Origin of the sequence: Pseudomonas gingeri, from assembly GCF_013386115.1 — a bacterium.
In the GTDB taxonomy this organism is placed as follows: domain Bacteria; phylum Pseudomonadota; class Gammaproteobacteria; order Pseudomonadales; family Pseudomonadaceae; genus Aquipseudomonas; species Aquipseudomonas gingeri.
Genome location: NZ_JACAOR010000018.1, coordinates 114,169 through 133,298, shown reverse-complemented (window position 1 = coordinate 133,298; position 19,130 = coordinate 114,169). Strand labels below are relative to the sequence as shown.

The 19,130-nt window shown below is 54.9% G+C and carries 12 protein-coding genes and 1 pseudogene; 9 read left to right on the top strand and 4 right to left on the bottom strand.

What is annotated here, in order from left to right:
* The first annotated feature begins 51 nt into the window (after positions 1-51).
* From HX881_RS31270 to HX881_RS31230, 9 genes are all read left to right on the top strand, one after another.
* Entirely contained in the window at positions 52-9,039 is an 8,988-nt protein-coding gene (locus tag HX881_RS31270) for a hemagglutinin repeat-containing protein (protein WP_246356625.1), read from the top strand.
* Positions 9,040-9,048: 9 nt separating this feature from the next.
* Entirely contained in the window at positions 9,049-9,252 is a 204-nt protein-coding gene (locus tag HX881_RS31265) for a hypothetical protein (RefSeq protein ID WP_177088430.1), read from the top strand.
* Between the two features lie 132 nt (positions 9,253-9,384).
* Positions 9,385-9,813: a cysteine peptidase family C39 domain-containing protein gene (locus tag HX881_RS31260; protein WP_177088429.1), complete on the top strand. Its 429-nt coding sequence runs from the start codon at positions 9,385-9,387 to the stop codon at positions 9,811-9,813.
* Positions 9,810-10,166, top strand: a complete 357-nt coding sequence (locus tag HX881_RS31255; protein ID WP_343054882.1) for a hypothetical protein — start codon at positions 9,810-9,812, stop codon at positions 10,164-10,166. Before HX881_RS31260 ends, HX881_RS31255 begins: the two co-directional genes overlap by 4 nt.
* 1,414 nt (positions 10,167-11,580) lie before the next feature.
* The gene (locus HX881_RS32930; protein WP_246356623.1) at positions 11,581-11,850 is read left to right on the top strand and encodes a hypothetical protein; all 270 of its coding nucleotides are present in this window, start codon (positions 11,581-11,583) and stop codon (positions 11,848-11,850) included.
* A gap of 241 nt (positions 11,851-12,091) precedes the next feature.
* Positions 12,092-12,391, top strand: a complete 300-nt coding sequence (locus tag HX881_RS31245; protein ID WP_177088428.1) for a hypothetical protein — start codon at positions 12,092-12,094, stop codon at positions 12,389-12,391.
* 78 nt (positions 12,392-12,469) lie between these two features.
* Positions 12,470-12,739: a hypothetical protein gene (locus tag HX881_RS31240; protein ID WP_177088427.1), complete on the top strand. Its 270-nt coding sequence runs from the start codon at positions 12,470-12,472 to the stop codon at positions 12,737-12,739.
* Between the two features lie 860 nt (positions 12,740-13,599).
* Entirely contained in the window at positions 13,600-13,923 is a 324-nt protein-coding gene (locus HX881_RS31235; RefSeq protein WP_246356622.1) for a hypothetical protein, read from the top strand.
* 1,020 nt (positions 13,924-14,943) lie between these two features.
* Complete coding sequence (locus tag HX881_RS31230; RefSeq protein WP_177088426.1) at positions 14,944-15,168, top strand: hypothetical protein; 225 nt, start codon at positions 14,944-14,946, stop codon at positions 15,166-15,168.
* Between the two features lie 167 nt (positions 15,169-15,335).
* On the opposite strand, the pseudogene HX881_RS31225 reads toward HX881_RS31230, so the two are convergent.
* The 4 genes and pseudogenes from HX881_RS31225 to HX881_RS31210 all read right to left on the bottom strand — a co-directional run bounded on the left by HX881_RS31225 (position 15,336) and on the right by HX881_RS31210 (position 19,122).
* Positions 15,336-15,734, bottom strand: a pseudogene (locus HX881_RS31225) (DUF4291 family protein).
* Between the two features lie 101 nt (positions 15,735-15,835).
* The gene (locus tag HX881_RS31220; RefSeq protein ID WP_177088425.1) at positions 15,836-16,384 is read right to left on the bottom strand and encodes an RNA 2'-phosphotransferase; all 549 of its coding nucleotides are present in this window, start codon (positions 16,382-16,384) and stop codon (positions 15,836-15,838) included.
* A 174-nt stretch (positions 16,385-16,558) separates the two neighbouring features.
* The gene (locus tag HX881_RS31215; RefSeq protein ID WP_370590961.1) at positions 16,559-17,257 is read right to left on the bottom strand and encodes a YoaK family protein; all 699 of its coding nucleotides are present in this window, start codon (positions 17,255-17,257) and stop codon (positions 16,559-16,561) included.
* A 23-nt stretch (positions 17,258-17,280) separates the two neighbouring features.
* Positions 17,281-19,122, bottom strand: coding sequence for a DAHL domain-containing protein (locus tag HX881_RS31210; RefSeq protein WP_177088422.1), 1,842 nt, complete (start codon positions 19,120-19,122; stop codon positions 17,281-17,283).
* Positions 19,123-19,130 lie beyond the last annotated feature (8 nt).

Sequence of the window (19,130 nt, the reverse complement as noted above, 5' to 3'; positions counted from 1 at the left end):
AGCATGGTCGATACGGCGGCGACCGGTGCGGTCAACCTCAAGGCCCAGAGCTTGGAAGCCAAGGGCCCGGTCTACGCCGGTACCACCCTGGATATGCAAACCCAAGGCGACCTGAGCAGCCAGAACAACCTGGTCGCCAAGGATCGCATCACCCTGAACAGCGGCGGCCAGTTGAGCAACAACGGCATCATCGAAGCCGGGGTCAATCTTGATAACACCCGCAACAGCGAAGGCGACGTCAGCGTCACGGCGCAGAACCTCATCAACGCCGGCAAGACCATCCTTGCCAGCCGTGACCTGTCGATTACCACCACACAAACCCTGAACAACCAGGCCGGCACCCTGAGCGGCCAGCGGCAGACCACGGTCACCGCCGACACCCTCGACAACCAGAACAAGGGCCGGGTACTTAGTGCCGACCGCCTGAACCTGACCGCCGACAAGGCACTGAACGGGCAGGGCGGCCTGATCAATAGCGCCAGCCAACTGACCGCCACCCTGGGGCACCTGAACAACAACGGCGGCGAACTCTCCAGCAAGGGCGACGCCACCTTGATTCTGGGCACCCTGGACAACCTCACCGGGGTGGTGATGGCTGAGAGCACCCTGGATCTGACCGCTACTGGAGCATTGAACAACCAGAATGGCTTGCTCTCCGGCTGGCAAAGATTGACCGTCAATGGCACCAGCCTGGACAACCGCAACAGCGGCACCGTCTCCAGTCGCAACGGCGATGTCGGCGTCACCCTCAGCGGTGCGCTGCTCAACAGTCATGCTGGCGCCGTGGTCAGCCAGAAGAGCCTGACCGTCCGGGCCGACAGCCTCGACAACAGCGACAAGGGCGTACTCTCCAGCGCGGCCGGACAACGGCTGACCGTCACCGGCCTGCTGGACAACAGCCTGGACGGTTCGATCAGCAGTGGCGCGGCACTGACCCTGCAAGCGATGACCCTAAACAACGGCGGCACGGTCAACGCCACCGACGCCCTGACGTTCACCGGCACCGACCTCGACAACAGCAACGGCACCTTCACGGGCAATGCCGGCGTGACCCTCGATCTGCTCGGCACCCTGACCAACAGCAACGGCAAGCTGTCCAGCGTGGGCCCGCTGCTGGTCCAGCGCAGTGCGCAGATCAACAACCAGAATGGCGGGATCAACAGCCAGGGTTTGCTGACCCTGCTCACCGGTGGCCTGGATAACAGTCATCAGGGCACCATTGGTGCCAATGACACCTTGCTGGTGACCGCCAGCGGTGCGGTGGACAACAGCGGTGACGGTCTGATCGCCAGCCGTAACGCCGATCTGCAACTTACCGCCGCCAGCCTGGGCAACGGTAAGGGCTCGTTGCAGGGCAAGGGTGCGGTAAACCTCACGGTCAGCGGTGATATCGACAACCAGAGCGGCAAGGTCATCGCCCAGGACGGCGACCTGGGCGTGAGCGCGGCCAATCTCGACAGTCGCGGTGGCACGCTGTCCAGCGTCAAGGGCGCATTGGAAACCCAGGTCGTCGGCGTCCTGAAAAACGGCTACGACCAGGGCAACAACAGCCAGGGCGGCACACTCCAGGCCCAGCGCCTGATGCTCAATGCGTTGGGCGGCATCGATAATAATGGCGGGCGTATCGCCGCCCAGGCCGGCGATGCCGTGCTTGATGCCCGCAGCGGTAACATCGACAACCGCAACGGCGGTCTCTACGCCGGCAACCTGGTGCGGGTCAACGGTAATGACCTCGACAACAGCGGTGATCAGGGCGGCAAGATCAGCGGCAGCGAAATCAGCTTCTCCTTGTTGGGCAAGCTAAACAACCGCAAGGGCATCATCGAGAGTGGCAGCACCTTGTCGACCACGGCAGCCAGTCTGGACAACCAGAACGGCCAGTTGCGGGCACTGGGCAAGAGCTTCAGGACTGTCTTCGCCATCGGCGGCCTGCTCGACAACAGCAATGGCACCCTGGAAACCGCCAACACCGATCTGGGGCTCGACGTTGGCAGTTTCCAGAACCTGGGCGGCAGCGTGTTGCACGTGGGCACGGGGATCTTCGGTCTCTCCATGGCCAATCTCAACGACGTCGGTGGCCAATTGGTCACTCACGGCGATTTGACACTTGACGGCGACAACTGGACCAACAGCAGTTCCCTGCAGGCCAACCACCTGACCGTCAACGTCAACCATCTGACCCAGACCACGACCGGCCAGTTGCTTGCTACTGCCGGCCTGAACGGCACGGGTGTCGACTGGAACAATGACGGCCAGATCGGTACGGACGGTCGCGCCACTGTCGACCTGACTGGCAGCTACGGTGGCAAAGGCCGTCTGAGCAGCGCCGACGACCTCGACCTGCACGCCGCGCTGATCAATCTGGACAAGACCGGCAGTATTGCCGCGGGCGGCATCAGTACCGTCAACGTGGACGGCGTCCTGAGCAGCTACGGTCGCCTCACTTCGGCCGCCGATATGACGGTGACCGCAGCGGGTATCAGCAACTACGGCACCCTTGGCAGTGCGCAGAAGTTCATTGCAACCACCGGTGCGCTGCTCAATGACCATGGCCTGATTTTCAGTGGCGGCGACATGGGCCTGCGGGTCGATTCGTTGAACAACAGCTATGCCAACGTCTACAGCATGGGCAACCTGACCATCGACCGTGATGGCCAAGGTGCATTGGCCAGCCGCATCGTCAACAGCTCCGGTTCGATCCAGAGCGACGCCAGCATGAGGCTGGCGGCCAGCACGATCCAGAACGTACGAGCGGTATTGACCACCAACGACCAGGGGATCTACACCGCCTCGATTGGCGAAATCCAGTGCATCGAGGGTTACAACGCCGGCGACTGCAGCGGCAAGCAGAACCACGTCTGGCAGATTGTCCAGCGCGACAAGTTCGAAGTGACCGAGGCCAGCGCGGCGTCCGGCATCACGGCGGGCAGTAACCTGACAATCAAGAGTGCTGACCTGCTTAACAGCAGCAGCACGATCGCCGCAGGTGGCGCGTTGAGCGCGACCGTCACGAATCTGACCAATAGCGGTATCGAGACCGGTGAAACCGAGACCTCTCGTACGTTCAGGTCCGAGCGCACCAAGGACGCGGGTGGCTTATATGCATACGCCGCGTCTTTCAACAATAGCTACTGGTTTCAGAGTGCGGGCTACAATCCCAATAACGTGGGCGGCCTGCTAGGTGCCATGAGTGGCTTTATCGGCTTGACCGAAGCCGAGTTGGGCCAGTTCCAGACCTCCCGGAAAATTGCCTCCAGCGACCAGAGCTACGCCGCCGTCATCCAGGCGGGTGGAGCGGTCAGCGTCAATGCCCAGAACGGCATCACCAGCAGTGTCGTACGCCCGGGCTACACCTATGTTGGCGCCGGGCCGCGCACTGATACCCTGGCTCCGGCCAACACCTTTTCCACCCGGATCACCGTCAACCAGCAACTGCCGCCAGACCTGGCGCAGCAGCAGGTCAATCCCGTCAGCCTGCCAGGCTTCTCGCTGCCGGTCGGCGATAACGGTCTGTTTCGCCTGAGCGGGCAGACCAGTACGACCAATCAACCGTCGGTTCACGTGCCAGGGCTGCCTGACACCTCTGCTCGGTTGAGCCCGCAGAAGTACCTGATTGAAACCAACCCGGTGCTCACCGACCTCAAGCAGTTCATGAGCTCGGATTATCTGCTATCGAACCTGGGCTACGACCCGCAGACCAGCGCAAAGCGCCTGGGTGATGGTTTCTATGAGCAGAAGCTGATCCAGCAGGCCGTGACTGCCCGCACGGGCCAGCGTTTCATCGACGGCCAGACCTCCGATGACGACATGTTCAAGTACCTTATGAACAATGCCGTCGCCAGCAAGCAGCAACTGGACCTGCAACTGGGTGTAAGTCTGACCTCCGAACAGGTTGCGGCCCTGACCCACGACATCGTCTGGATGGAAAATCAGACGGTGAACGGTGAGCAAGTGTTGGTACCAGTGCTTTACCTGGCCAGTGCCAACAACCGCCTGGCGGCCAACGGCGCACTGATCCAGGGTAGCGATGTGACCCTGATCGCCGGCAAGGAGTTGAACAATGCGGGTACCTTGCGTGCCAGCAACAACCTGTCGGCCACGGCCGGCAATGATCTGGTCAACAGTGGCTTGCTGGAAGCGGGCAACCGTCTTGATGCGCTGGCGGGCCACAACCTGACCAACAAGGCCGGCGGCATCATCGCCGGACGGGATGTGAGCATCACGGCCACCACGGGTGACGTGACCAACGAGCGCACCCTCACCACCCACGAAAGCGGCACGGGCTACAAGACCGAGCAGCGCGGGTTCGCCGACAGTGCTGCGCGGATCGAGGCGGGTAACAACCTGACGGTAACCGCCGGGCGTGACATCGCCAACAGCGGTGGGGTGTTGAAAAGTACGCAGGACACCGTACTCAAGGCCGGTCGCGATGTGAATATCACCTCTGCCGAGCAAGTGAACAGCAATACCCTGGGCGACCATCACAACGACCGGACGATCACTCAGAACGGTTCCAGTATCACTTCCGGACGCGACCTGGCGATCAGTGCCGGGCGCGACCTGACGGCGGTTGCCAGCCAAATCAATGCTAAGCGCGATGTAGCGCTGTCGGCGGTGGATGACCTCACGCTTTCTTCGGCGGCGGATGAGCAGCATTCGTATGGCCGGACCAAGAAGGTCACCAGCCAGGAGGATCATAGTCAGCAGGTTTCTACCAGTCTGAATGCTGGCGGCGGTGTGACATTAAATGCAGGAAAAGATCTGACGCTTGTCGCCAGCAAAGTTTCTTCGGTTAATGAGGCTTATGTTTATGCGGGTAATGACCTTAATCTACTGTCAGCACAGAACACCGATTACTCTTACTATTCCAAGACCAAGAAAGGCTCCTGGGGTAAGAAAAGCTCGAAAATGACAGAGAGCGAGACTGATGTTGCTGTCAGTTCCTCAATCGATGCAGGTAAGAAACTGGTGGTTTCTGCTGCCCGGGATATCAATGCGCAAGGTGCGAAACTGTCTACCGACGGGGACCTGAAGGCCAGTGCAGGGCATGATATCAATTTGGGCGTGGCCGAAAACTTCAGTAGTCAAGCCAGTGCTTCTTCCAAGAAAAGTCTCTTCTCCAGTAAAAGCAGCAGCTCATCTTCGAGCCAGTTGACTGTCACAAGCACCGAGCTGCACGGAAATACTGTAAATGTGCAGGCTGATAACGATCTGACGATGAATGCTGCCGCGCTCTATGCGCAGCAAAATGCCAAGTTGAGTGCCGGCAGAGACATCGAGATCGGAGCGGCGCAACAAGAACACACCGCAAGTTACTCCAGCCAGTCCAGTAAGTTCGGGATGAATTGGGTGGGGGCACCTTCGATAACGCAAAAAGGCCAGAAGGGGCAGCAAAGCAGCAGTGAAAGTATTGGTACCAGCATCAGCGCCGATAGCCTTGATATCAAGAGCGGTCGTGATACGGCTGTGCGTGGCAGCACTCTGGTCACCGACAACGGCCTGAAAATTGATGCGGGCCGTAACCTGGATATTGTCAGTGCTGAAAACAAAAGCGCTTCCAGCGGTTCCTCTAGCAGCAAGAAGGCCGGTGAGATCGGCTCCTGGTGGCAAGACGCAGTGGGTATCGTCAAGCTCAAGGAGGGTGATCAGAACCAGAGTACCCAGCAAGCTGGAAGTCAGGTTGCGTCCCTGAAGGGCGATGTAAACCTTACGGCGGGTGAGCGCTACAACCAGATTGCCAGTCAAGTCATCGCTCCTGAAGGCGATATCTCGATCAAGGCCAGGAATGTAGATATCCAGGCCGGCTTCGACGTTCTGAGTGCCAATCATACGGCGAGTTCAAACCGCACTGCGATTGGCGGCAGCATTGATGTACCTCTGGTCGACGCGGTCCGTGGGGTAGCGCAGGCGGTCGAGTCCAGTGGAAAAACCTCCGACCCTCGGATGAAAGGGCTGGCAGCAGCGAACGCGGCAATGAGTGGCAGGCAGGCTTACAAGAGCGGCCAAGACCTCATGAAAGGTAACGTCGGCGTCAAGGTCAGCGTCAACCTGAGTAACAGCCAAAGCCATAGTGAGAGCAGTCAGTCGGGCCAGAACGTGGTGTCCAGCAGTTTGGCTGCTGGCGGTGATGTCAACGTCACTGCCACGGGCGCAGGGAAGGACAGCACACTCAATGTGGTGGGCAGTCGCATAGACGCCGGGCATGACGTCAATCTGAAATCCGATGGTGATATCAACCTGTTCTCCGCGCAAAACACCGCATTGCAGAACGGTACCAACGGCAATAGTGGTTGGAGTGTGGGGATCGGGTTTAGCTTCGGCGGTCAGCAGAATGGCTTCACGTTGGACTTGGCTGCAAACAAGGGAATGGGGAACTCGAAAGGCAGTGATGTCACCCAAACCAATACCCAGATAAAGGCTGGCAACAAGGCGGCGCTCGACAGTGGCAGTGATACCAACCTCCGAGGCGCGGTGGTTACGGCTAACCAGGTACAAGCCAATGTCGGTGGTGACCTGAACCTGTCGAGTTTGCAGGACACCAGCAAGTTCAATTCCAAACAGGTCGACGCCAGTGTTGGCGTGAGCATCTGCATTCCACCGTTCTGCTATGGCGTCAGTGGCTCGGCAGCGTTCAACCAGCAGAAGATGAAAAGCGACTATGCCAGTGTCAGTGAGCAGACGGGCATCAAGGCTGGAGATGCAGGTTTCCAGATCGATGTAAAAGGCAATACGGGTCTGCGAGGCGCGATGATCGCCAGCACCGATCAGGCTGTGACGGACGGAAAGAACACACTTTCCACTGGCACGCTGACGACCTCGGATATCAAGAACAAAGCCGAGTACAGCGCCAGCAGCATCGGACTGAGTGGTGGCATCGGGGAGCACATAGGGCGGGATGCCAACGGTGATCAAAAAGCCGGTGCGCCAGGAACCCCCGTGCCAAACAACAGTAAGGTCAGCGCCAATACCCCTATTGCACTGTTTTCCAGCGGTGATGCGAGCAGTATCACTCGGAGCGGTATCAGCGGCGCGACCGTCAAGATCACTGATGACGCCAAGCAGCAGGCGCTGACCGGGCAGACAGCCGCAGAGGCTGTGGCGGCGATCAATACCGATGTTTCCAGTGACAGGGACGGCAGCAATAAACTCAAGCCGATTTTCAATCAGGAGGAGATTCAGGCCGGGTTTGATATCACGGCAAAGTTTGTGCAGAACGTATCCGTATACATTGAATCGAAAACCCGTGAAGCGGACGCGCTGAGGCAAGAGGCCGATAAGGAAAAAGCACTGGCCAACAGCTCGGATCCAGACGATCAAGCTGCTCATCGAAATAGATATCTGATGCTTAATCAGCAAGCCAGGGATCTTGAGAACGACTGGGGGGCTGGAGGTACCTATCGTCAAATTGCAACGGCACTGGTTGCAGGGGTCAGCGGTAATGTTGGTGGTAGTACCGCGCAGTTCGCTCAGAATATGGTTGTTAACTATGTGCAGCAGCAAGGTTCTGCTTACATAGGAAAACTGGTAGCAGCTGGCTTGAAAGAGGGGAGTGCGGAGCATTCGGCCTTGCATGCGATTCTAGGGTGCGCAGGGGCCGCGGCGAGTAATCAAAGTTGTTCCGCGGGTGCCCTGGCCGGCTCCGCAAGCGGTGTGTTGGCCGGGCTGTTCGGGGCACCTCGCCCCGATGAAACCAATGAAGAGCGTGAGGCCAAGCGAAACATCATCACCAGCCTTGTGACCGGTATCGCGGCCATGAGTGATGCAAATGGAGCGGCAACGGCCAACAACACCGCTATCGCGAATGTTGACAACAACTGGCTTGGCAATGCGCAAAAGGCTCAGCGTAACAAAGAACTGAACGCTGCTACGTCTATCAGTGAGTGGCTTTCCATTTTGGGGAAATGGGACCGGATAAGTGCCAGCCAAGGTCTGGAGTCGCTGACAGGATTTGGCAAAGGGTTCACTGACGAAGTCGCCTCGACAGGGCTGGCAACGCTCGATGGCGCGGCAGGCTTCATGGCGCATCCCGGCGAAAGTATTGCCGTTATGAACGAGTTCCTCCTGACGGCCGATGCCCAGAAAATACTTGGTGACAAATATGATCAGGTAAGAGAACAACTGGCTCTGGTCTCCGACGCCCTTGAGCATGGTGGGGACGTGCGTTCCGAGAAGCTGGGGCAGCAGCTGGGGGGCGTGTTTGGGGTATTCGTGACCGTTGTGGCTGGAAGCGAAGGTAATATCGCCAAGGGAGCCTCGATACTGTCGAAAGCGGGTATTGATGTTTCCAGCAGCTCGTACAAGGCGATTGCGGCAGATGCGACACCACTGGCTATTCAAGGGAAGGTTGATAGGCTTGAGTTTATTGGCTCCAGTGCGGGCGGGCCCAAGACTACTCCCCCTGCAGTTCTGCCGGGTCCTGTACTGGTAGGTGGAGCGAATTATGTAGAAAGCCTTACTATTCAAGCGAATACGACGGTTCGCTTGAGCGGCGATATCACGTTGGCAGATGGTAAGGTCGTACCTAAAGGCAGTCTCGTCACGGTGAGTGACGATGCGATGAAGGTTGTGTATCCTGACGGCTCTAGCTCGTTAGGTTCTTATTCGGAATCAATTCAGAAGTTATTTGAGGGTACAAAAGCTACTGATATTTCACGGACTCCACTAGCTGGTCCTACTAATAACTGGAAAACCTTTGTTAATGCTGAAAAACAGATTCAACTGGAAGCAGGTGCTGGGCAGCGTGTAGATCAAGTTATCAATGAAACTCTATCTGGTAAGAAAAATTTCACGAGCTCTATGACGCTCACAACTGATGAGGCTCTATCAGCAGGGCAAAAATATCTCGGTTCCGGGTACAGGGAAATCGGTAAGCCCGGCTCAGGGGTGTTTCACAGCGCTGATGGCACCAAGGAGTTCCGTATCGATTCAGGATCTATATCAGGAGCACACGCTCCGGGAGTTCCACATGTACATTTCGGAGTTAAAGACCCTGTGACTGGAAAATATATTTCTAACAACCATGTTCCCTATGCGGACTAGGATATGCATATGTCTATCGTTCGGAAGGGTATTGTTGTCACTGGCGAATATTCTGGCTGGGAAATTGTTGTTGCGGACGACCGTGATGGCGACACTGGCGGGTATTATCTTTACTTGAAGAAAAGTGATGTTGAAGGGTTTGACTACTGGTTCGAGCATGAGGCAGGGCTTCAGGCTCAGCTAGTTGATTTTGAGGTGAAGTGGATAGTTTAGTAAGTTAACTGGCGTGACTTTTATTTTGCCGTTGGTGCAAAAGCAACGACAGCTGCTGGGGAGCTTGCTGGCGCACCTCCCAAAAACCCATTGCTTGATGATTCAATTCCGAAAAATGGTGATCGTCTGGTCGTGAACCAAGGGCCCGTGCCTACTTGCGGACACAACTCTTGCGGTATGGTTTTGGATACGTTGGGCAAGGAGGTTGATATCGGATCTCTTATCCAAAGGATTGCGCCTTCTGAGGGTGGGATTTACGCTCGAGATGTTGCAAGCCTGATGACTTCTGAAGGTGTTCCTGCAAGTGCCTTTGGGAGCAGAAATGTTGCTGATTTGGCTAGGTACACCGGTGATGGAACTCCGGTGGTTGTCCGCATTGTTGACAACACGAAAGGTACTGACTTTTCCCATTTTGTTGTGGTGGATGGGGTTGCAACTAGAAATGGAATCTCCGTTGTAGCTATTCGCGATCCGCATGGGACCCAATATTTTAGTCCCGTCAGTACCTTTCAAAGAAATTTTTCAGGTGAGGTTGTTGTTCCTCGGAGTGCACTTAAGTGAAATTAAATATCGACTTCCCTGAAAACATGATCACGGATGAATTACTCAGGCAGGAACGAATACCCTGCTTTTGCAAGGTTTCAAAAGAATTTGAGATTTCGTTTTCGGATACTGTTCCTGAGTCATCGGGGGTGGTATCAGAATGGGATCGTAGAGAGCTGGAGTTAAGAGCCGTTGCCGGGGTGGGAGGTCGATATACGCATTTTGCTAATGGTTTGATTACATTGCAGAAAATTAATGAAGGCATTTACAAGATCGTTGATCTTGAGATGTTTTATAGAAGTTACGGCTGGTGCGCTGTCTTACGTGGTGGGAAGTATGCGCCTCCCGGAAATTTTTGGGATGAAGAGTAAAGACTTTCTGATGAATGCTAGGCTAAGGATTCAATTGCATGAACGGACTCTCCTAGTCGAATTTCGAGTCCAATCATTAATATGGCTTAACTGAAGCTCCCTAACTTTGTACCACGCTAACACCGGCCTTGTGCCGGTGTTTTTGTGCCCAGTCTGCACCCCTTTTGCCGCCTTCCTGCACCCATCCTGTAGCCCTTTTGCACTCAAGCTGCACCCTTTCTGCAGTCAAGTTGCATCCCTTTTGCACCCACCCTGACGACCTACGGTCTAACTGCTCAATACGCCCTTTTTGAGCATGATTTCTCGCTCCTTAACGGGAGCAAAATCTCAATACACAACACGCACCTCTTGCGAGGTGGGTATTTTCTATATGTAGAAATTGGTTATCCGGTTTATGCCTGATGCAAATCTAGATGAACTGTCGGACAGGAAATGTTTTGTGGCCACCGCCTGCATGCAGTCGGTCTCCCCAACTCCTGATGAGGGCTGTGCCCCCGATACTCAGTTGGATTAGCGTCTCTCAAAAATGCGAGTTTTCTTGATTAGTGCAAATTAAGAAAATTAACGCCAATCAGAGCAATCAGAGCAACCTCCCCGGAATATAACGCCAGCAGGCTTTCTGGTGAGGCACGTTACCGACTGTTTACAAATGGGCTGCGCCATTAGTCAACAATCGACCGTACCAAAGGGGAAACCCCTTTGAACCCCAAAGCCTAACGCGCTGCGCTTGTTGGCCCCTGGCGGTCCGATGGCTTCGCCACCGAACCGCCAGGGGCTTTTTGTCGTCGGCTGGTTTGGGTCATCCAGGGAGAGCTGTGACGGGTTCAAAACCCGCGTCGGGGTGGTTTTATTCGGTGAGCGCGCATCAGCTAGGCCGACCGGCTCGCAGGCCGCGTCCTGTCAGGCGTTGCGCGTGTAGACAACGAAATTCGCGTCGGGTGATACTGTTGGCCCTAAATACTGTGGAAGGTGTTTCTGGCCGTGTACAGTCTCGTATAAACGTTGCTAACGGTCGTATAGAAACCACCCCTCTTCGGGATAATGGCAATCCAGTGTCTGCGGGGTTCGATCATGTTCTTGATGGCCATTTCGGTAGAGAAATTACCAGCTCGCGTTCGGTGTTTACGATTGCTCCAGATGAGCTGAAAGGGATTTTGCAGAGCAGTGATGTCGTGAGGTCTCCGGTTATGGCACTCCCAGATGGCCAGTTTGTTAGAACAGTTGATGTGGGGGGGTGGCACTACTACGCTGAAGGATGGAGGCGCCCCCCACTTCTGTGATAAAAGTGTTTACCGACAAAGCTGGCAATGATCATAACTTTTCCGGTTAGGGTGGGTAATTAAGGCGATCTCTCTCTCCGAAAATCTGGCATGAGTTTCAATCGGTTGTGACATTTTTGAGTGATGAATCAACCGTGATGGATATACTTGAGTTGATTCTTTTGTGGTTAAGGCGTAATTATGGGTGTTTCGCTGTTGAACCGTTCTCTGCCTATAATTTTGATGAGCTTTCGAATGTAAATGAGAAGTTGATGCCCGTCGAGTTTTCGGCTTTTGGAATTGGCGATATAGCTCACTTTAGAAAAGTAATTTTAGGTTATCAGGCTAAAGATGTAGAGGCTATTGCGCGGTTTTTGCGCGATACGATAGAAGAGTTGATTACTATCGAAATTGATGGGCAATGACCTAGGTGTGAGTCTCATGGTATGCGCATTTTTATAGGAAAACAGAATGGATTATTGGCTTTTCAGTGCAATGTCTGTGGTCACGCCCATTACTCAGATGGATCTAAAGTCGAGATCGGGGGGCTGGAGTTTGTAAGCGAGGCAAGGTTGCGAGAGCTTGGTCTGATTTAATGGTCTAAAAGGAGAATTGGGGAGAATTGAGCCACCCATTCCCAAAGTAGATGTCACAAATGATTTTATGATGAGCGTGTCCAACGGGGGTACTACTCTTAGATACGGCAATCCTGAGGGCGTAGCAGGATTGGTCGTGAATGTGGATAAAACGGGAGTGCTGGGATTTGAGATTCGTGCAGCACAGAATCATCCCTTTTACGATGCATCAGGCACTGATATGTTCGCCAGCGCAATGCAACGCCTCGGCAATGAAGGCATCCAGGTCAATAAAATCCGTGCGGCTTGGGAGGCGGGTACTGACAGCGTAATACTGCTCAGTATCTGCAGAATTTTGCCAATAGAATGTCAAAAGAAAATGCTGCTTTGAATACATGGACAGGCCAAATATCCAAAAAATACGGATATACGAAGGTCGAAAAAAATTGACACCATTGGCGAGATTACTATGTCACTTTCGGAAAATATACATTTGTTAGCACAAATACTTGACGGAAAGTCGCCAAGCATTGTGTTGAACATGATGCTGGAGGTCGTTCCTGATTTAGATAAATACGCTTTAGCAGATATTTTTTTTGAAGAATTTGATCGTTTGGATAGCAGAATTCTTCCTGTAATATGGAAATGGAAGAGCGCCAAATCGATTAGAGGTATATCTGATCAGCAATTTGATGAGGCGGTGCTTACGCAGATGAGATCTGCGGGTTACATGGTGTAAATGATTGGGGATAAACCCCGAGGGTTTCTCTCGGATTCATTGGTCCAAAAGATCTCACGCCGAATCTTTCAGAGGTTTGGAATCTTAAGCCGACTCAACGAGGGGTAGACATTGAGTCATACCTTACAAGCTTAGCGGGCGGGCTCTTGACGAAAAAGGTAGATACAGGGAGCCAGTAGAGGTTGCGGGTCAGGCTTTCACCCCTAGATTTCTACCTTGCGCTGATGCAGAGTGTAACTCGATAGGCGCTAATATAGACCTACAGGATAGCGAAACCAAAAGATGGCTGGCGGCAGTTGATGCCAAGGCTCTGGACGATGCGTTGTTTGTTGGATCGTTTGCTCCGGTTGGTAGGGCTTTGGAACCGGTTGGTAAGATCCTTGGAACGGTTTTTGAGAGATTTTTTGGTAAGGCTGGTGCGGAGCTTGTTGCTGGTGGTGGAGCAAAAGCGCCTGTAATTCCAAAAGGTTTTCAAACACAGAGGATTTTGTACGTTTTGGCACAGATACGCGAGATGGTTTGGCACGCGCTGGCTATGGTAATGTCGAGCCAATTCTTCAGGGAAGTGCCGTAACAGGTAAGAACTTTAAAACAGGGCAAGAATTTGACATTGGTAGGGTGAGTGACTTTGATATAACGCTGGCCAGTCCAGAGCTTTTGCAGCGTGCTCAATCCTTAGGGATAGGTTTGAGGAGTGGTGGAACTCGTACGGGGCCGTTGAGTGCGAGAGACTTGCAAGCCCTTGGCCTAAAGGATTTATCGAGTAAGCTGAGCGGTCAAGCAGGACGTGAAGTTAATTTCATGATTTATGACTCTGCGTCAACAGCCGCAAGTCGTGCCCCAAGTATGGTGTTGCCAAAATGACTATGTCGTATGATTTATATGGTGCGAAAAAATTAAGTCTTATGTCGGCAAAAGACGATGTGGAAAGAGCGCTAGGGAAAGTTTTCGAAGAAAGAGATAGTTCTTATCAAGGCGGTGTTTACTACATGTGGGGCGGAAGCGATTCCGAGAATTTTATTTTAAAGTTGAATATTGATCCGTTTGACGGCGATCCAGCAGAGCAAAAATACCCGGAGCATAATATTTTGCTCTATGTAAATGCTACAGGCTGCTCTTCTGATATAGAAAAAGCGATGAGGCAGTGTGCTGAATTTGAATTGCTTAGGCATGAAATTTTTTAAAAATACCTGAGACTAGTTGGTGCAAAAGGCACGTTGAACACATCTTTGCTTGATGAGTTAACTGCTAATGGTGTGAGATTTACCCCAGAGAATGTCATCGCAACGACTCGCAGTTCTAGCGGGAAAGTTGTATTCCTAGAGACCGGAAACTCAAAAGCTGGGTTGCAGCACATCATTGAGGAGCATGGTAGCCAATTCGCTCAGATGGGTGTGTCAGAGGCTCAGATTCCGGGAGTAGTGATGAGGGCGGTTTCTGAGGGTAAGCTCGTTGGTTATCAAGGCTCTGGAGTTGGGTGCCTAGTTTATGAGTTAAATATTAACGGTCAGACGCAGCGAATAGCTGTGACTGTTGGTGATAACGGCTTTGTTGTCGGAGCAAATCCAAGGGGGAGCGTTAAGTGAAATGTATAAAATTAATGGCGGATTATCAGTGTTATCCGATTTGGAATATGTCCCCGGGCGAATATGGGGACATGGCTCCTTGCGAGCTTCCGATCTCTAAAGAGCTTCAGGAGCGTCTGTTAAAGTGGGCCGCCATTTATGATGAAACACTGGATGTTGATTATCCGCCGAACTCCGGGTTCAAGAGTGAGGAGTTGGAGCGTGAGTTCAAGTTGGAGGGGGAGCGATTAGTTATAAGTTTGAGGGGGGAGCTCGGGCCAGAATTTTCTGTGTCTCTTAAAATTTAGTTGGTGCAAAAGGTCGTGCGTTCGCTGGGAAAAGCATTGATGATTTGTCGAATGCAGGAAAATTGCTTGATTCAGCCGATAAATCAGGACAATTTTCACTGACTGGTCGAGCACTCCAAAAACACGGTAATCGTGAAGGTAGTGCGTTTCCTAGCGTTAAAGGAAGAAGGTCAAAAAATAGCTGACGAGATCTTGAACAATCTGGCGACCACCGTAACCTGTAAAGAAACCGGTAGATTTGGGACGGTCATGGATATGATTGCCCCGATGGCCGTGGGCTTCGCTATGATTCGAATGGAAAATTTATTGGTTTATTGGAGCCACCGAAGTCATGAATGTTTTATCTACTGTAATAACAAGCCCTCCAGATCGAGAGAATTGTGTATTCGAGATTTGGGCGGGATCGAGTCAGTTGGCTGAGGTATCACATGAGCCAGGAAAACCAATTGAAATAGAAATTTATCCCCCTGTTGAGGGCGGTGAATGGAGTTTCAAACTTGAAGATCTTATGACTGCTTTGCATCAGGCGACTAAGAGTTTAGCTTCTTACGAATAAATTGGGAAAAAGGGGCTGGGAAAAAGGGGGCGGATTTGAATGGCACTTACTTAACCTTCTTTGCGTGTGCTGGCGTATGAGTTACTGTTGATGCCGTGGCCGGACGATTTGCCCTCTCTGATTCGCTCGGGCTGTGCCCTTGCTTGATCGTTGTCTGTTCGTAATTATCACCGTAGGCTAAGATCGATTTTTATTTTCAAGCTATCCGGCAGTTCTGCCGGGTCCCACTGGATGCGTACTGGTGCATCTTCCTTCAAGGCCTGCTCCTTGTTCATCGATTCTTCAGGATGGCTCGGGCAGCTATGGGCCAATACCCATTCAAAACCTTCACCGGAGATATCGATTGCCAGAGTGCGTGACTGTCCGGCGTCTTTGAGGCCCCAGCCGGATCGGTACATCATCTAGAGGAAGGAGGGTTTTATCCAGGTCATCCGTTCCATCTTGAACGGCGGTGAGACAAAGGTTCCGTGGGCTAGGGCGGCTTCGGCTATGGCGTCCGAATAGGCCTGGTAGACACGAATGGTCTTGTCATCGTACTGCGCGTGAATCTGGCGAAGAGGGGGCATGAGGGTATCAGTGCTCCTGAGGGCGAACGGTCTGCCCGATATTGCCAGACATTCCGTGGTCTCTGAGAGGGTGTGCAATCACGCCTGGAAGTTGGAGAAAATCAAGGGAACTGGATAAACGCCACTGGCACATGCTCAGTCAGCCAGACACCATTTTCGGCCTGGTAGAACCGCAGGCCCTGTTCATGCATCCGCTGCGCATCGATCGTCAGCACCACCACTTTGCCGTAACGCTGGCCGACGGCGGTGGCGGTCTCGACTTCATGGGACAGGTGCACGAGGTGACGCTTTCCGGCGATCAGGCCCTGTTGCTCGATGGATTCGAGAAACCGTGTCGCAGTGCCGTGATAGAGCACTTCGGGAGGGACTTTTCGTGGGTACTGGCGGCTGACTTCTGGTGTCGAGTGGCCCTGCACCGCGCGGATGCGCAATCCGTCCGGGGAGTATTCGAAGCGTTTCTTGTCGTTGCTGGATACCACCGCTTCGATGGTCGCGAGTTCCAGTGTACGACCTTCTTTTGCCGCACCCTCGATCAGGGCGCTGAGGTCGGCCCAGCCCTCTGGATCGAGTTGCAGGCCGATGCTGTGAGGTTCGTGGCGCAGCACGTAGCTGAGGAATTTACTGGTTTCGTTGAGCAACTTCTGACTCATGACAGCCTTATCCGGATCCTTGTATTGGCGGCGGTAAGACTACTCTCTTTTCATGCTTTCTTGCAGGTTGTGGTGCAGCCAGTCTGCCGGGGGAAGACGGTAGTTCATCGGCTCGATGACAAGAACCTGATTCCTCATACGGTGGCTGGCTGATGGCTGACAGCTTGCCCGGCCTCACCGAGGCATAAAATCCTTTTGCCAGCGATGGGGGATTTTCAGCGCCAGCAGCCCCAGCACCGTGGCGATTGCTGCACTCACCACCAAGGCCTGGACACCCAGCTGGCGTTCCAGCACGGCGCCGCATACCGCGCCCAGCAGCATGCCGCTCCACGGCACCAACTGCACCCGCCAGCCATCGCGCTTTTCGCCCAGCAGTCGCCGCCCCAGGCCGCGGCCGAAGCGTGACAGCGCGCCGGTGACGTAGGTCAGGCCGATGGGCAGGCCGTTGACCTGTTCCACCGCGGCATTGAGCATGCCCATGGCGATGATCGCGGTCAGCAGCGCCGGTACCCGGGTCTGGAAGGGCAGCGCCGCGGCCACGCACAGCAAGGTGGCGATGCATAGCAGCAAAGGCAGGGAGCGTCGACCGCCGGCACGCCCGGCCACCACCCCCAGCGCATTGCCAGCGATAAAGGCGGCCACCGCCGCGAACAGGCGCAGCACCATGGACAGGTCGCCTTCGCTGATCGCCACCGCCAGGCGTGTGGTGTTGCCGCTCATGAAGGACACGAAGTCACCGGTGGCCATGAAGCCGATGGCGTCGGTCATGCCTGCGAGGAAGGACAGGCTGGCCACCAGGGCCAGGCCGACCCGGCCACGCAGGCGGCGCAGGTGCAGGCGATTACCGGAAAGGGTCGGTGATGAGGGCAGCATCCGCATGACTCCTGGCGGGTGGTTCAGGCGTTGGATGAAGAGGTTGCATCCACGGCGGGATGTTCCTCCTTGCGGTACAGGGTGAGGGGAATCTCCAGGGTGAACAAGGCCCCTTTTCCCGGTCCGTCGCTATGGGCGTACAGGCGACCGTTCATCTCGACCGCCGCCAGGGCGCAGCTGTGCAGGCCGAAGCCGTGGCCGTCCTTGCGCGTGGTGAAGCCGTGATTGAAGATCCGCGAGATGTTTTCCGGCGCAATCCCCTCGCCATCGTCCTTCACGCTGATGCGCAGGGTCGTGCCGTCGACCACCCTGACGCCGAGGGTGATGTCGCGTTCACGGTTCGACAGGTCGGACACCGCATACTTGGCGTTGCTGATCAGGTTGATCAGCACCAGCAGTAGGCGGTGCTTGTCGCCCAGCAGGGTGGGCACGTCCTGGTAATCCTTGAGCACCGTGACCTGGTGTCGGGTCAGGGCGCCCGAGTTCATGCGCAGGGCATCTTCGAGCAGGTCGGTGATGTTCAGCGGCTCCAGCAGCCTGGCCGCCCCGGCATAGGACTGCTGGGTGGCGACGATCTCCTTGATGTGGTCGACGCTTTTGCTCAGTTGTGCCAGTTCCTGGACGATCTCCGCCTGCTCGGTGCCGATGGCCGTGACCAGCTGGCCGAGATAGGCGGGCAGCAGCTTGCCTTTTTCATCCTGACTGACGAAGTGCCCCAGGTCGTCGGCATGCTCGTTCATCAGTTGCACGGCCTTGCCCAGTCCCTGCGCCTTGCTCGCGCGGACCTTGCGGCTGACCAGGTCGGCGGAGATGTTCACGCTGTTGAGCACGTTGCCGACGTTGTGCAGGACGTTGGTGGCGATCTCTGCCATGCCGGCCATGCGCGCGGTGTCGAGCAGTTCGCTCTGGGCCTCCCTGAGTTCGCGGGTGCGTTCTTCCACCCGTTGTTCGAGGCGCTCGTTGGCGGCCTGCAGGGCGCTGTTCATCTGGTTGATCAGGGCATGGCTGCGCAGTTGGCGAATGATCAGGTAGAACACCAGCAACGCCATGCAGGCAGCGCACAGGGTCAGGTAGAGATGGTCCTGGTGGCTCTGCAGGTCGGCGCGCCGCTGGCTTTCATTGAGGTATTCGTTGATGGCGTCGAGGCTGGAGGCAACCGGGATGAAGCCGATGCGGTCAAGCAGGTCGTTGGCCAGGGGCTGTTCGCGCACGATCAGGTTGACCTGCTCGACCAGCTTGTCGAGCGAGGGGGTCAAGGTCGTCGCCAGGGCGCTCCTCTGGGTGGTCAGGTTGTCGATCTGGCCCTGAATCCGCTCGGCTTTTTCATTCGAGGCGTGTTGGGCGTACTCCAGGGTGCCCAAGGTCAGTTTCGAGGCGCTGTAGAGCACGGTCAGCGTGGCTACCGGGTGTTCGACGCTGGAAGGTTCCAGCTCTTTCTGAATGGTTTCTTCTATGGACGACAGGGTTTCCAGGTCATCGCGCAGGGTGATGTTCTGCAACTGGAACTGCTCGATCAGCTTGTTCTTTTCCGCCGTGGCGTCGAGGTAGGCTTTTTTCCGGGCCTGCCAGATGGGGGAATCGTCCAGTGTCGCGTTCAGCGTCACCAACTGCTCCCAGCGGCGGCTCGACTCCGTGGTCGAACCGGTGAGCAGGTTGTAATTGTACTCGGCGCTGATCCGCGCCTTGAGCACCTTCGCATCGAGCTTGCCGTCCAGTTGCTTGAGCTGGCGGAGCAGGTCGCGTGATTCGAAGTAGGTGGAGGTGTCCCGTGAGTAGACCTTGACCAGCAGGAACGCCAGGAGGCTGACGAGGATGATGAACAGCGCCACCAGGGCACTGCTGCGGTACCTGTTCCATCGCGTCATGGTCTACA